At 46.5% G+C, this 14,777-nt stretch carries 13 protein-coding genes and 2 pseudogenes; 7 read left to right on the forward strand and 8 right to left on the reverse strand.

Annotated features, from left to right (window positions below):
- Window positions 1-17 precede the first annotated feature (17 nt).
- A complete protein-coding gene (locus FEK46_RS15870; protein ID WP_276608986.1) occupies window positions 18-986 on the forward strand; it encodes an acyltransferase in 969 nt (322 codons plus the stop codon).
- A 214-nt stretch (window positions 987-1,200) separates the two neighbouring features.
- Here FEK46_RS15870 and FEK46_RS15875 read toward each other — a convergent pair whose 3' ends face one another.
- The 3 genes from FEK46_RS15875 to FEK46_RS15885 all read right to left on the reverse strand — a co-directional run bounded on the left by FEK46_RS15875 (window position 1,201) and on the right by FEK46_RS15885 (window position 2,778).
- Entirely contained in the window at window positions 1,201-1,740 is a 540-nt protein-coding gene (locus FEK46_RS15875) for a DUF5384 family protein (protein WP_130207481.1), read from the reverse strand.
- Window positions 1,741-1,755: 15 nt separating this feature from the next.
- On the reverse strand, window positions 1,756-2,274 hold the full coding sequence (locus tag FEK46_RS15880; RefSeq protein ID WP_165382790.1) for a glycine zipper 2TM domain-containing protein: 519 nt from the start codon (window positions 2,272-2,274) through the stop codon (window positions 1,756-1,758).
- A gap of 312 nt (window positions 2,275-2,586) precedes the next feature.
- Window positions 2,587-2,778, reverse strand: coding sequence for a YfgG family protein (locus FEK46_RS15885; protein ID WP_165383277.1), 192 nt, complete (start codon window positions 2,776-2,778; stop codon window positions 2,587-2,589).
- Window positions 2,779-2,806: 28 nt separating this feature from the next.
- On the opposite strand from FEK46_RS15885, the gene FEK46_RS23425 reads away from it, so the two are divergent.
- Together FEK46_RS23425 and FEK46_RS15890 are read left to right on the forward strand one after the other, a co-directional pair.
- Window positions 2,807-2,947 (forward strand): hypothetical protein, encoded by a 141-nt coding sequence (locus FEK46_RS23425; protein ID WP_165383276.1) that lies wholly within the window; start codon window positions 2,807-2,809, stop codon window positions 2,945-2,947.
- Between the two features lie 181 nt (window positions 2,948-3,128).
- On the forward strand, window positions 3,129-5,372 hold the full coding sequence (locus tag FEK46_RS15890) for a sensor domain-containing phosphodiesterase (protein WP_135559797.1): 2,244 nt from the start codon (window positions 3,129-3,131) through the stop codon (window positions 5,370-5,372).
- 44 nt (window positions 5,373-5,416) lie between these two features.
- On the opposite strand, the gene ppx is transcribed toward FEK46_RS15890, so the two are convergent.
- From ppx to purM, 4 genes are all read right to left on the reverse strand, one after another.
- The gene (gene ppx, locus FEK46_RS15895; protein ID WP_130260486.1) at window positions 5,417-6,958 is read right to left on the reverse strand and encodes an exopolyphosphatase; all 1,542 of its coding nucleotides are present in this window, start codon (window positions 6,956-6,958) and stop codon (window positions 5,417-5,419) included.
- Between the two features lie 3 nt (window positions 6,959-6,961).
- Complete coding sequence (ppk1, locus tag FEK46_RS15900; RefSeq protein WP_130207473.1) at window positions 6,962-9,028, reverse strand: polyphosphate kinase 1; 2,067 nt, start codon at window positions 9,026-9,028, stop codon at window positions 6,962-6,964.
- 172 nt (window positions 9,029-9,200) lie between these two features.
- Window positions 9,201-9,842: a phosphoribosylglycinamide formyltransferase gene (gene purN / locus FEK46_RS15905; protein ID WP_130260487.1), complete on the reverse strand. Its 642-nt coding sequence runs from the start codon at window positions 9,840-9,842 to the stop codon at window positions 9,201-9,203.
- Window positions 9,842-10,879, reverse strand: coding sequence for a phosphoribosylformylglycinamidine cyclo-ligase (purM, locus tag FEK46_RS15910; RefSeq protein WP_130207469.1), 1,038 nt, complete (start codon window positions 10,877-10,879; stop codon window positions 9,842-9,844). The genes purN and purM overlap by 1 nt, the downstream gene beginning before the upstream one ends.
- Before the next feature lie 398 nt (window positions 10,880-11,277).
- Between purM and FEK46_RS23755 the strand changes: the two are divergent.
- Together FEK46_RS23755 and FEK46_RS15920 are read left to right on the forward strand one after the other, a co-directional pair.
- Window positions 11,278-11,382: pseudogene (locus FEK46_RS23755) on the forward strand (family 1 glycosylhydrolase); the annotation flags it as partial.
- A pseudogene (locus FEK46_RS15920) lies at window positions 11,375-11,722 on the forward strand (family 1 glycosylhydrolase); the annotation flags it as partial. The pseudogenes FEK46_RS23755 and FEK46_RS15920, both read left to right, overlap by 8 nt.
- Before the next feature lie 30 nt (window positions 11,723-11,752).
- On the opposite strand, the gene FEK46_RS15925 reads toward FEK46_RS15920, so the two are convergent.
- Window positions 11,753-12,529: a hypothetical protein gene (locus FEK46_RS15925; protein ID WP_135559796.1), complete on the reverse strand. Its 777-nt coding sequence runs from the start codon at window positions 12,527-12,529 to the stop codon at window positions 11,753-11,755.
- 168 nt (window positions 12,530-12,697) lie between these two features.
- On the opposite strand from FEK46_RS15925, the gene upp reads away from it, so the two are divergent.
- Window positions 12,698-13,324, forward strand: a complete 627-nt coding sequence (upp, locus tag FEK46_RS15930; protein WP_130207463.1) for a uracil phosphoribosyltransferase — start codon at window positions 12,698-12,700, stop codon at window positions 13,322-13,324.
- A gap of 88 nt (window positions 13,325-13,412) precedes the next feature.
- A complete protein-coding gene (uraA, locus tag FEK46_RS15935) occupies window positions 13,413-14,702 on the forward strand; it encodes a uracil permease (RefSeq protein ID WP_130207461.1) in 1,290 nt (429 codons plus the stop codon).
- Window positions 14,703-14,777: the final 75 nt, after the last annotated feature.

The raw sequence follows: 14,777 nt of genomic DNA on the forward strand, positions 1-14,777 counted from the left end.
GATAGCGGGTCAAGATCATAAGCGGATTTATAATAACTTATTCTTCAATCAATAAAGATAGAAACAAACCATTGGAGTTTGCAATAAAACGTTTTTTTAGATTGTATCCAGTATATTTTATAGTATTGACCTTAGTTATATCCCTGAATTATGAAACAATATATACTATATCGCAGATTATAAAAAGCTATATGCTCATACCTATAGATTATAATTTCATTGGACCTTGGTCAGGGTATAGTATAATAATACCAGCATGGACATTAACTTATGAGATTTGGTTTTATACTGTATTTTGCATTTCATTATGCATAAACCACAAATACAGGACTGTAATTGCTACGTCTATATTAATAACTATTTGTATGTTGAGCCAACTGTACTTCCATGGAAATATTTTTTTAAACCCCGTTACGCAACCTCCATTTGGAGATGGGATTATTCGCAATCTAGTATTTATTTCTAATCCCATAAGTTATGATTTTATATTGGGGATGATTGTGGCAGAGGCGTATATTAATGTGCCTTTTGATTTTTTAGATAAAATGCCTGTTGTTCAATTTCTTAATATTACTGCTCTGTTTGCCCTCCTTCTACTATGCCTTGGTTTAAAAATTGGTCCTGGAATTGTGGCGTGGGGGGGGTATTCATTTATGATTGTTGCTCCTCTGGTTCTTATTTCTAAATGCAGGGAAGTATATTGTAATAAGGCGCTAACGTATATTGGCGAAATATCCTATTCACTTTACATTAATCATATGGTTGTTTATACCCTGGCAGTTGTATACCTTAAGCCTTATGGGATGTTGGATAGTAAGGGTTTTGGGGTTTTTCTTGCTTTGATCTGCGCAACCTTCATAGTATCAATTATATCTTATAATTTTATAGAGAAGCCTTTTGTAACTATCGGACATGCGATTGCTCGAAGAATTCAAAATAAACCATATAGTTTACCAGTCAAAAGCGAACCAATAAGAAAATCCTAATAACATAGAAAAGATAAATTAACTCGCTAGAAAACAACTATATTGGAAACGCATCGAATCGTTTTAGTTAACTCGATTTTTTGAACAATTCTGACCTGTTCACATAACTTTGTTGGTAGTCCAACTTTTTGGGGTAGTACATCCCTTGGCGTTTATTGTTCATATTAAAAGCCCATAACTCTCACGAATCATGGGCTTTGTGGTAGAAAGACGATTAATTAAACCAACTGTCCGATTTATTCTCTTCTGCTTTACCCACGCTTTTCATCAAATCGCGACCACCTTCTGTCACATTCCTGTTAGCGTCAGCTTCAGATTGCACGACATCAGTTTGCGCGGCTTTGTGCTTCAGCTCCTGATCGATAAATTCGTTCTCGCGCTTAACGCGGGCTTCTTCTTTCGCCAGCGCCAGTTTTTGTTTCTGAATCTCTAAGCTGCGCAGCTCATCTTCATAACTTTGATCGCGTTTTTTATCCGCAGTGGCTTCGGCGTCCAGTTTATCCTGGCGAGCTTTCTTATCCGCTGCTGCTGCCGCCGCTCTTTTATTGGCGGCTGCCTGAGCGTTTGCGCGACGCTGTTTCTCTTGTTGAATTTCCCTGTTGCGCTCCGCGACCCATTCGTCATGCTGCCTTTGCTCTTCATTTTTACCTTGCTGTTCTGCTTCTGCGACAGCCGAGAGTTGATCCTGCAATGATGAGGCGGCAGCCGGATAGCTTAAGGAGGCTAAGATGGCGCAAAGAAAAACTTTCTTCATGACTCCTCCTGATTATTAGCTCTTTTCAGGACATTTGGTATTTGGCTGAATACGCGTTTCGTTATACGTCGTGGTAATAACGACAGCTAAACCCGTCGTAAACTGGCATTCTTTACCCACCTGTGTGGATGTATACACTTTGGTGCCTTCCTTATAAGTTAAAGAAACACCTTCCACTAAGGTTTTATCATTCACCATAGAACCTGCTGCTGCGCCTACAGCTCCGCCGCCAACTGCACCTGCCGTCGTTCCGGAATTACTGCCAGACCCGACGTTGTGGCCGATAACGCCGCCAGCGACTGCGCCAATAAGTGCGCCGAAGGCTTGTGCGTTCCGTTTATTTTGGGAGTTGTCTACGGCAACTTTTGCGGGAAGAATGGAAATGATATTAACGGTTTTAGTTTCTTGCTTGGTATTCAGTTGATCAGTTTGATAAACATCGGCGGCATGATCGTCAGCATTTGATTGGCATCCTGCCAACATGAATGACGCTAAAATTGCCACAGGCAGAAGACATTTTTTAAATTTCATCACTATTCCTTGTTATAGACTTTACGAAAAACAAGACATTTAAGATCATCGAAAGAGGAAAGTAAATGTATAGACTATGAAGGAATAGATTAAATTTATTTAAATTCATTGAATAAATATATATGCATTAACGCATAATAAAAACATATATATTATGTTTAATATACATTGCGTCTTATTGCAGAATGATTCGAAATCAGAACAAAGAGGTAAAAATTTAGATAAATAAATGCCTGCCGCTTTGATAACAACAAAGAGCAACCGTATCTGACAGCATTGAGCCGTCTTGTTCAGTAAAGGTGACGAAGGTAACCGCTAACGTTGTACCGGGGATTCGATAGAGAATGTGGATTGCTGAGCTTCTTTTTTGCTCTGATGATGCTGCCAGGCGCCAACGGAGGAGTAGATAAAGCGGCCAAAGAAGAAGAGAAAGCTGATAAGCAATACGATACGAGTCATGCGACTGTTAAATCGGTGTCGTTTTCGCATACTGGTTGGCTGACTCACAAAGGGTTCCTCAAGGTATGTCCATGCCATGGACGGTACTTACATTAAGGCATACCCGGGCGCAATGGTCAATTGTTCATTATGTAAAAAAGCGTCAGTTGATACATATTTTAATGTTATGGAAGTTAATTTAATTATTTACAATAATGATGTAATAATGACGGGTTAACATGATAAACGTAATAATTCATTGAACAGGGTAATTTTGTTTGATATATATCAATTGGAACTTTCATATGACAATTAGAATCAATGCTCCTTAATTGCGATGAATAATCATCCATCGAAGTCAGGTGGGATGCCTGTCTGAATACACCCTTTCAGGATGTAAGGGGTTCTGCTGAGCATCTATGAAACTGAATGCAACTTATATAAATATACGTGATAAATGGTGGGGGCTTCCGCTGATCCTGCCGTCTATAATCTTGCCTGTTTTTGCCCATATAAATACGTACGCACATATTTCTTCTGGTGAAGTTTTTCTCTTTTATCTGCCGCTAGCGCTGATGATCAGTATGATGATGTTTTTTAGCTGGGCAGCATTGCCAGGTATTGCTTTAGGGATTTTTATTCGCAAGTATGCCGAGCTTGGTTTTTATGAAACGCTCTCGTTAACGGTTAATTTCATTATCATTATCATTCTTTGTTGGGGCGGCTACAGGGTGTTTACTCCCCGACGTAACAACGTTTCACATGGCGATACCCGCTTAATTTCCCAGCGCATTTTTTGGCAGATTGTTTTCCCTGCAACGTTGTTTCTGGTGCTCTTCCAGTTTGCGGCGTTTGTAGGTTTACTGGCGAACAGAACAAATCTGGTTGGCGTCATGCCCTTTAATCTGGGAACCTTAATTAATTATCAGGCTTTACTGGTGGGTAATCTGATAGGCGTCCCGCTTTGCTACTTCATCGTTCGTTCTGTACGAAATCCATTTTATTTGCGAAGCTATTATTCTCAATTAAAACAACAGATTGACAGTAAAGTTACAAAAAAAGAGTTCGCGCTGTGGTTGCTTGCTCTGGGCGCATTGTTATTTCTGCTATGTATGCCTTTAAATGAAAAAAGCACAATTTTCAGCACCAACTATACCTTGTCGTTATTGCTGCCGCTGATGATGTGGGGAGCGATGCGTTATGGCTACAAGCTGATCTCGTTGCTCTGGGCAATAGTGCTGATGATCAGTATCCATAGCTACCAGAATTATATTCCCCTTTATCATGGGTATACCACTCAACTAACCATAACCTCCTCCAGCTATCTGGTATTTTCTTTTATCGTCAATTACATGGCGGTTCTGGCAACGCGTCAACGAGCGGTGACCAAACGCATTCAGCGGCTGGCTTACGTGGACCCGGTTGTTCATCTGCCGAATGTTCGAGCTTTGAATCGCGCGTTGCGTGATGCGCCCTGGTCCGCGCTATGTTTTTTACGCATTCCCGGTATGGAAATGCTGGTAAAGAACTATGGCATCATGCTGCGTATCCAATACAAACAAAAGCTTTCACATTGGCTGGCACCTTTACTGGAACCCGGAGAAGACGTTTATCAGCTTTCTGGCAATGATCTCGCGCTGCGACTGAATACAGAGTCTCACCAGGAGCGCATTATCGCATTGGATAACCATCTTAAGCAGTTTCGTTTCTTTTGGGATGATATGCCATTGCAACCACAGATTGGTGTCAGCTATTGCTATGTCCGTTCGCCAGTGAATCATATTTATTTGCTGTTAGGCGAGTTAAGTACGGTTGCTGAACTCTCTATAGTGACTAATGCCCCGGAAAATATGCAGCGTCGCGGAGCAATGTATCTGCAGCGAGAATTAAAAGACAAAGTGGCAATGATGAATCGGCTACAGCAGGCGCTTGAGCACGACGATTTTTGCCTTATGGCCCAGCCAATTACTGGAGCGCGCGGCGATATCTATCATGAAATTTTGCTGCGTATGCGAGGGGAGAATGATGAACTCATCAATCCTGATAATTTCTTGCCGGTTGCGCATGAATTTGGCTTATCGTCCAGTATCGACATGTGGGTCATCGAACATACATTGCAATTTATGGCGGAAAATAAAGAGAAAATGCCCGCCCAACGATTTGCGATTAATTTGTCGCCAACTTCAGTTTGTCAGGCCCGCTTTCCTGTTAAAATTAGTAAGTTATTAGCGAAATACCAAATAGAGGCGTGGCAGCTTATCTTTGAAGTCACCGAAAGTAATGCCCTTACCAATGTTAAGCAGGCACAGAATACGTTACAACATCTTCAGGAGTTAGGATGCCAGATTGCTATTGATGATTTCGGCACCGGATACGCAAGTTATGCGCGGCTAAAAAATGTGAATGCCAATTTATTAAAAATTGATGGCAGCTTCATCCGTAATATTGCCTCGAATAGTCTGGATTACCAGATAGTGGCATCGATTTGTCATCTGGCACGAATGAAGAAAATGCAAGTGGTTGCGGAGTATGTTGAAAATGAAGAGATTCGCAAAGCCGTACACTCTTTGGGTATTGATTACCTGCAAGGCTTTTTGATTGGTGAACCGCAGCCGTTAATTGCGATTACGGCTGAAAGAGAACCTGTTCGAGAAAGCGCGTAATTCATTTGGGCCAACGCAACAGGTTGGCCCGTTTTCATTTCATATTAAGCCGCGATTTCCGGCGTGCTTTCTTCTTCAATTTTTAACCGCCAGCCATTCACGCCTTCCCAGTATTCTTGCTCCTTTTCCAGATCAAGCAATACCAGCGCGTTCTGGCTAAACCAGTCATGCGGAAAACGTAACGTCCAGTGGCTATCATCAGTAATCAGAGTCAATGTCGGCGGTGTTGTGGTTGCCTGACGTTGATTGTTAAGTAATACGCCAAGACGCAACAGTTGAATTAACGGCAGGAACTGTTTTTTCTTAAACAGCGTAAAGCGTGGCAAATCGTCGAGCTTAATCGCTTTACGATGATAACGCACCAGCGTCGCCATCATCAGTTGTTGTTCCTGATTAAACCCTGGCAAGTCGCTGTTTTGCAGGATATACGCAGAATGGCGATGAAGGCCGCTATGATTAATGCTTAATCCGACTTCATGTAGCATGGCGGCCCAGCGCAGTAATGCTTCCAGTTGTGGATGCGCCAGCTTCGGTTGCTGTTCCCGCCATTGTTCGTACATTTGCATAGTTGTGTCGAGCACCCGTCGGGCCTGTTCACTGTCAATGTGATACTGGTTGGCCAGACTGCTGGCGGTGCGGCTACGCACATCCTGATGGCGGAAACGTCCTTCCATTTCATACAAAACGCCTTCACGCAGCGCCCCGTCAGAAAGCCGTAGTTCACGAATGGCTAAGGCATCAAATACACCACACAAAATAGCCAGACCAGGAACAAAAACCGTTTTCCGTTCTTCCGACAGACCCGGCAAACTTAACGCCGAGAAATTACGATGACGCAATACTTCTTTCACCAGTTTATCGAGGCGCTCTGGTGTGATGATGCCGTCTTTCTCGCCCATTTCCAGCAACACTTCGTGGGCGGCTTTAATGGTGCCGGAAGCCCCCATAGCAACGTTCCAGCCCTGAATACGGAATTGCCAGGTTAATGTTTCCAGTTTTTGTGCAGCCGCCATGCGTGCGCGCTGAAAATTCTCTTTATTGATGACTCCGCCCGGAAAATAAAGCTGGGCAAAGCTAACGCAACCCATCCGGCGGCTTTCGACGAGAATCGGTTCGAAATTTTCTCCAATTACCAGCTCCGTTGAGCCGCCGCCAATATCAATAACCAGTTTGCGACCTTTTTCCGGCTGGGTATGTTCCACACCCATAAAAATCAGACGAGCCTCTTCGTTGCCGGAAATAATTTCAATCGGATAGGGAATAACCTTTTCGGCGCGTTTCAGAAAATCAGTAGCGTTCAGCGCCTGACGCAGTGTATGTGTCCCGACAATGCAGACACTAGAGGGAGAGAAACCTTGCAAGCGCTCGGCAAACAGCGACAGACAGCTTAAACCGCGCGTCATCGCCTCCTCACTCAACATATTATCTGGCCCCAGACCATCTGCCAGGTGTACCCGTTGTTTCAGGCGGCCAATAATCTGCATGGCGCCATCCACCACACGGGCAATAACCATGTGGAAACTGTTTGAACCAAGATCGACCGCAGCAAACTCCTGCGGGCGAGGGGATTTGTCGTGTATTGGCATAGGTTATTCTGGTTGTTCGAGTGATTTTATGTAGTCGTAGATCGCCAACTGCGCCCGAACTTTCCGGCGATTACCGCGGGGAACGTAGCGATTACTGAGTTCTTTATCGATATAACGTGCTTTCACCGTATCGCTGAACAGAATATCTACGATATCCAGTACCCGCTGCTTCAGGCGCGGGTCGAGCAGCGGCGTTGCCACTTCAATACGATAATCAATGTTGCGCGTCATCCAGTCGGCGGAAGAGAGGTAAACTTTTTTATCGCCACCATTTTCAAAAATATATACCCGATCATGTTCAAGGTAACGGTCAACAATGCTGATAGCACGAATATTGTCGCTAATGCCTTCCAGATTGGGGATCAACGAACACATCCCGCGTACCAGCAGATTTACCGGCACGCCGGAACTGGATGCCGCATACAGACGATCGACCAGTCCTTTATCGACCAGGTTATTCAGTTTCAGAGTAATACCGCTGGGCAGCCCTTGTTGTGCGTTGGCGATCTCGCGATCCACCATTTCATACAACAGACGGCGGGAGTTTTGCGGCGACACCATTAAATAATCAAATGTCACCGGACGGTATGGGTTTTCAATAAAGTTGAACACCCGCCGCACTTCGTTGGTGATGCGCGCATCGGCGGTCAGCAGCGAATAGTCGGTATAAAGACGTGCGGTTTTTTCGTTAAAGTTCCCGGTCCCGATATGCGCGTAACGGACGACTTCACCGTTTTCTTTACGTGAAATCAGGAACAGTTTGGCGTGAATTTTCAGCCCCGGCGCAGAGAAGATAACGTGCACGCCAGCTTCGGTTAGTCGCTTCGCCCAATGAATGTTAGCTTCTTCGTCAAAACGTGCCTGTAGTTCAACCACCACGGTCACTTTCTTGCCGTTGTGCGCAGCGTGGATCATCGAGTCGATGATGCGTGAATCTTTTGCCACACGGTAAATGTTGATTTTAATCGCCAGCACGCTCGGATCGAACGAGGCCTGACGCAACAGTTCCAGTACGTGCTCAAAGGTGTGATAAGGGTAATAGAGCAGAACATCGCGTTCGCGAATGGCATCAAAACCGTTGCGGAACTGGGCTTTATCAAACCAGATATGGCGTAAACGCGGCAGTGGTTTGTTAACCAGATTCGCTTTGCCGACATTAGGGAAATTAATAAAGTCTTTAAAATTGTGGTAACGACCGCCAGGGACGATTGAGTCGTAACGGGAAATAGTCAGTTTCTCACGCAACACTTCAACCAGCGCGTTAGGCATATCACGCTGATAAACAAAACGTACTGGCTCTGCGGTTAAACGCTGTTTCAGACTGGAAGACATCAGCTCCATCAGGCTGGCTTCCATCTCGTGTACTAAATCGTATTCGGCGTCGCGGGTCATCTTCATCGAATAGGCATTCAGCGCGTCATAATCAAAGAAGCCTTTGAAGATATCATCAAGGCAGTAACGCAGAATGTTATCCAATAAAATCATTGGCTTGCGTCGACGCGGTGCTTCCGGCGGCAAATTCACAAAGCGCGGAACTTTATCCGATGGGATCTCCAGCAGCGCGTAACGGATGGTATCGCCACGAATTATCTCCACCGCCAGATAGGTATAATCATCTTTCAGAAACTGCACTAAGTCAGTGTCAGGATTGATTAAAATCGGCGTAATGTGCTGACGCAGATACTGCTTAAAATAATGACGCAGCCAGTTTTGTTGATTAACGGAGAGTTGGCGTTCATTAATCAGGAAGATCTGGTTACGCGCCATCTCCAGTAGCAGTTCATTGTAAAGGCCGTCAAATTCCTGATCGGCTTTCAGCACGCGGGATTGAATTTTGCCCAGCAAATGGCGGGAATGAGAGTTAGAACCTTGTTCTTCGCTAATAATGATCCGTCGCTTCAGTTCAGCGAAGCGAACTTTATAGAACTCATCAAGGTTATTGGAATAGATCCCAAGAAAACGCATCCTTTCAATCAGCGGGTTAGATTTGTCCGCCGCTTCCTGAAGCACGCGTTCATTGAACGATAACCAACTGAGCTCTTTCTCGATGTATAGCTTTTCCTGACCCATTACCACTTTTACTCCGTTTTATTCACGGGACACTGCCTGGATATTATGGCGAGCAATGTTGGCAGATGTCCAACTATGCCAGAAAAGGGGGAAAAAAACTGCTGAAGCCTGCGATTTACAGGAGAAATGAGAAGCGCCAGCAGTAGCGCTGGCGCTTTAAATATGCGGAAGATTACTCGTCGTCGGCGGCGTAGCCCTGCGGTGGGAGACGCTGATCATCCAGCCACGCGGCGTTTTCATGCATCTTCAGACGACCATCAACAAACCAGCTAATGACCAGCGGGTAAATAGCATGTTCCTGAGTTTGCACGCGAGCGGTGATTTCATCTTCCGTATCACCGGCAAAAACCGGAACTTTAGCCTGCAAAATCACCGGCCCGCCGTCCAGCTCATCGGTGACGAAATGCACTGATGTACCGTGTTCTTCATCGCCATTTTCCAGCGCCTGACGATGGGTATGCAAACCGGGATATTTCGGTAGCAGGGAAGGGTGAATGTTTAGCAAACGTCCGGCGTAGTGGGAAACAAACGCTGGGCTGAGAATGCGCATAAAACCGGCCAGAACTACCACATCGGGGGCGTACATGTCGATTTCGTGCATCAACTCCCGATCATAGTCTTCCCGACTGTCAAATTGGCTGGCAATTAGCGTATGCGTTGCGATACCTGCTTTGCGGGCGCGCTCAAGGCCGAACGCGTCGGCCTTATTGCTGAAAACTGCCCGTAGGGTGCCTTTAATTTTGTTGGTTTTACAGGCATCAATAATTGCCTGCAAATTACTTCCGTTGCCGGAAATAAGCACCACAATATTCATTATTCGATAACCACGCGTTGTTCGGAATCAGAAGCTTTGATGATACCGATTTTCCACGCGTTTTCACCGTTGGCATTGAGCAGGGCGAGAGCTTTGTCCACTTCCGGAGCAGGCAGGGCGATAACCATCCCGACGCCGCAGTTGAAGGTACGATACATTTCATGGCGGCTGACGTTACCTGCCGTTTGCAGCCAGTTGAACACTTCCGGCCACTGCCAGGAGGATTCATCAATCACTGCCTGAGTGTTTTCTGGTAATACGCGAGGAATGTTTTCCCAGAAACCGCCGCCGGTCAGGTGCGCAATGGCGTGAACATCAACCTTTTCAATCAATTCCAGCACTGACTTCACATAAATACGGGTTGGCGCCAGCAGATGATCGGCTAAAGGTTTTCCGTCCAGCTCTGTAGTTTGCGGGTCGCAACCGCTGACTTCGAGAATTTTGCGTACCAGCGAGTAACCGTTCGAGTGCGGGCCGCTGGAGCCGAGCGCAATGAGCACATCGCCGTCGCTAACTTTAGAACCGTCGATGATTTCTGATTTTTCTACCACCCCAACACAGAAACCAGCGACATCGTAATCTTCGCCGTGATACATCCCCGGCATTTCTGCCGTTTCGCCGCCCACCAGCGAACAGCCCGATTGCAGACAACCTTCCGCGATGCCGCTAATCACCGCTGAAGCGGTATCAACATCCAGTTTTCCGGTTGCGTAATAGTCGAGGAAAAACAGCGGTTCCGCGCCTTGCACCACCAGGTCATTAACACACATGGCGACCAGATCAATACCAATGGTGTCGTGACGTTTTAAGTCCATCGCCAGACGTAGCTTGGTGCCTACACCGTCAGTGCCGGAAACCAGTACGGGTTCTCGATATTTTTGCGGCAGCGCGCACAATGCGCCGAATCCCCCCAATCCCCCCATCACTTCCGGGCGACGGGTTTTCTTCACCGTCCCCTTGATTCGGTCAACCAGAGCGTTTCCTGCGTCAATATCAACACCGGCATCTTTATAGCTGAGAGAGGTTTTGTCGGTCACTGCTAAGTCTCCACGCGTTTGCGTTAGCAAGAAAAATCGGCGCAATTCTAACAGTCTAAGCAAACGTTTGCGAGCCCATTGTGCATCCATTTTTTAGGGGGTGGATTTTTGCCGTTCGGCCTGAGAACGCGGTCAACTTTGATACTATTCACGAAAATGAAACCGGGTACATTTTTGTCCTTGCATCAGTTGCGTTGAATGCACATGGTGCAACTGAAATCGGTTTCTGTTTTTGCGAAAACGAGAAGTCAGCGTGTCGTTTTACCATTCGGGAAGGATGAGAACGATGGGCATTGCAGCATTTGATATTGGCGGCACCGCGCTAAAAATGGGCGGCGCTATCCGTCGCTTCGATAACTTTGCTATGAAAACGTGGCTGATGTAATGACGGCAGGCGTAACCGTAAACTCATCGACTTCTTCGTGCGCTTTGCCCAGGTTGTCTTCACCCATTATCAGCATCCAGTGAAGTACTGGATGACCTTTAACGAGATAAACAACCAGCCTGGTTTCTAACCCATACGTGCATAAATTCTATTGGGGATGGCAGATTGACCCGGTAGGGCTGCGCTATTCGCTGAACTGGTTCTGTGACCACTATCAGCTACAGCTGTTTATCGTAGAGAACGGTTTTGGCTCGATCGACGTGCAGGAAAGCGACGGTACGGTGAACGACCAGTACCGTATTGATTATCTCGCAGCCCATATTAACGAGATGAAAAAACGCTACGGCTTTATTTACGTTGATAAAGATAACGAAGGTAACGGCACGCTAGCACGCAGCCGTAAAAAATCGTTCAACTGGTATAAAGAGGTGATCGTCTCTAACGGCGAGAAGCTGTAATCATGGAACGACCAGCGAAAGCTGGCCGCGTTAGGATGCTTTTTTCTTCGTGCGTCTGGAATTGCGTTCAATCACCTCGTAAATAACCCAGGAACGCGCTATTTTCCTGCCGTTGATCGTCACAATCTCGCTGTTTCCCCCGCCTCTGATGGCGGTTATTTTCTTTTGATTCAGCAGAATATTGACCTCTTTTTTATTATTTGTTTCCAACAGTAGCTGTCCGGTTTGCCTGTCGCTAATCCGATACCACTGCTGTTTTGGTGGAGGTTGAGATGCTCGCCGAAATCGCTGTTTTACTTTTTCAGCGGCAATGGTTACAGCGATGCCTAATGCACCCATTATGGTCAATGACCAGAAGCCAAAGGGGAATCCAAAATAGCCTTTGTGAAGTTTGAACCAGAAGGCGTGGCAAAATTTTACAATTTCGGGGTCGCTTTTCACATAATTGATACAGACAGACTTTCTGTTGCCGGGATTCCAGGATGTATCAATAAATTCTGCTGTTCTTTTGCGTCCACTCGCCTGAAATTCAACGGTGAAGGTATATCGAAAATCGCAATTCGCGTTCCGGCCATGTAGTTTACATAAGCCTTTACTTGCAGCTTCTTCCGGTGAGATGAAACGCACATTGTAAATCGTCGACATCGTCGCAACTGAGTCTTGCCGCATCTGCACTTCATCATAAACCACCCAGCCAGTCCACAGGCTAAAAATCACAAAAGCTGCCTGATAGCTCCGGTATAACACCTTCTCAAAAGTAGAGGCTTCCGCCCACGCTTGCTCTTTTTTACTTTTCCGTTTTTTCATGTCTCGCGCATCCTGGCGCAAAAGCTGATGAGTACTGAGATTTGCTACTCTATTCCTGGCAACCCCGCCTATGCTTGATCAGCATCAAGTAAAAAAATGTTGTCGATGAAAAGAATGGCGGTATAATCCGTCGATTTTTTTTGTGGCTGCCCTCAAAGGAGAAAGAGTATGAAGATCGTGGAAGTCAAACACCCACTCGTCAAACACAAGCTGGGACTGATGCGTGAGCAAGATATCAGTACCAAGCGCTTTCGCGAACTCGCTTCCGAAGTGGGTAGCCTGCTGACTTACGAAGCGACCGCCGACCTCGAAACGGAAAAAGTCACTATCGAAGGTTGGAACGGCCCGGTAGAAATTGACCAGATCAAAGGTAAGAAAATTACCGTGGTGCCAATTCTGCGTGCGGGTCTGGGGATGATGGACGGTGTTCTGGAAAACGTTCCGAGCGCGCGCATCAGCGTAGTCGGTATGTACCGTGATGAAGAAACACTGGAGCCGGTACCGTACTTCCAGAAACTGGTTTCTAACATCGATGAGCGTATGGCGCTGATCGTTGACCCAATGCTGGCAACCGGTGGTTCCGTTATCGCGACCATCGACCTGCTGAAAAAAGCGGGCTGCAGCAGCATTAAAGTGCTGGTGCTGGTGGCTGCGCCAGAAGGTATCGCTGCGCTGGAAAAAGCGCATCCGGACGTCGAGCTGTATACCGCATCGATTGACCAGGGGCTGAATGAGCACGGATACATTATCCCGGGCCTCGGCGATGCTGGTGATAAAATCTTTGGTACGAAATAACGAATAAAAAATAATTAAAGCCGACTTTAAGAGTCGGCTTTTTTTTGAGTAAAGCGCCTATAACACATAATATACAGAGGATAATACTATGACGCGCCGTGCTATCGGGGTGAGTGAAAGACCGCCACTTTTACAGACAATCCCGCTTAGTTTACAACATTTGTTCGCCATGTTTGGTGCAACCGTCCTGGTGCCCGTCTTATTTCATATCAACCCGGCGACCGTACTGTTATTTAACGGTATCGGAACGCTGCTGTATCTCTTCATCTGTAAAGGGAAAATCCCGGCTTATCTTGGTTCGAGCTTTGCCTTTATTTCTCCGGTGTTATTGCTGTTGCCGTTGGGTTATGAAGTCGCGCTGGGCGGCTTTATTATGTGCGGCGTGCTGTTCTGTCTGGTTTCTTTTATTGTGAAGAAAGCAGGGACTGGCTGGCTGGATGTGCTGTTTCCTCCAGCGGCAATGGGGGCAATCGTTGCTGTCATCGGTCTGGAGCTGGCGGGCGTGGCCGCTGGCATGGCTGGCTTACTCCCGACTGAAGGGCAAATGCCAGATTCCAAAACCATCATTATCTCCATTACTACCCTTGCGGTTACGGTTTTAGGTTCCGTTCTGTTCCGCGGTTTCCTGGCGATTATCCCGATTTTGATTGGCGTGTTGGTGGGGTACGCGCTCTCCTTCGCAATGGGTATTGTCGATACCACGCCGATTATTAACGCTCACTGGTTTGCTCTGCCGACCTTTTACACGCCGCGCTTTGAGTGGTTTGCCATTTTGACCATTCTGCCTGCGGCGCTGGTGGTTATTGCCGAACACGTGGGGCATCTGGTGGTAACGGCTAACATCGTGAAAAAAGATCTGCTGCGCGATCCGGGCCTGCACCGTTCCATGTTCGCTAATGGCCTGTCGACCGTTATCTCCGGGTTCTTTGGTTCCACGCCAAACACTACCTACGGGGAAAACATCGGCGTTATGGCGATCACCCGAGTCTACAGTACCTGGGTAATCGGTGGTGCGGCGATCTTCGCCATTCTGCTCTCCTGTGTTGGTAAACTGGCTGCGGCTATCCAGATGATCCCACTGCCGGTGATGGGCGGCGTTTCGCTGCTGCTTTACGGTGTCATCGGCGCTTCTGGTATTCGTGTACTTATTGAATCGAAAGTGGACTACAACAAAGCACAGAACTTGATCCTGACTTCCGTGATCCTGATCATCGGTGTCAGCGGTGCGAAGGTAAACATCGGTGCGGCAGAGCTGAAAGGTATGGCGTTGGCGACCATCGTCGGCATTGGCTTAAGCCTGATCTTTAAATTGATTAGCGTGCTCCGTCCGGAAGAAGTGGTGTTGGATGCAGAAGACGCCGATATAACAGAAAAATAATGTAGCGACCGGGCAGTAATGCTGCCCGGTTCAAACATGATGGAATTCTGTGGTAAACTTCTCGTGATTTTGTGA

The sequence above is a fragment of the Escherichia sp. E4736 genome (assembly GCF_005781225.1).
Lineage (GTDB): Bacteria > Pseudomonadota > Gammaproteobacteria > Enterobacterales > Enterobacteriaceae > Escherichia.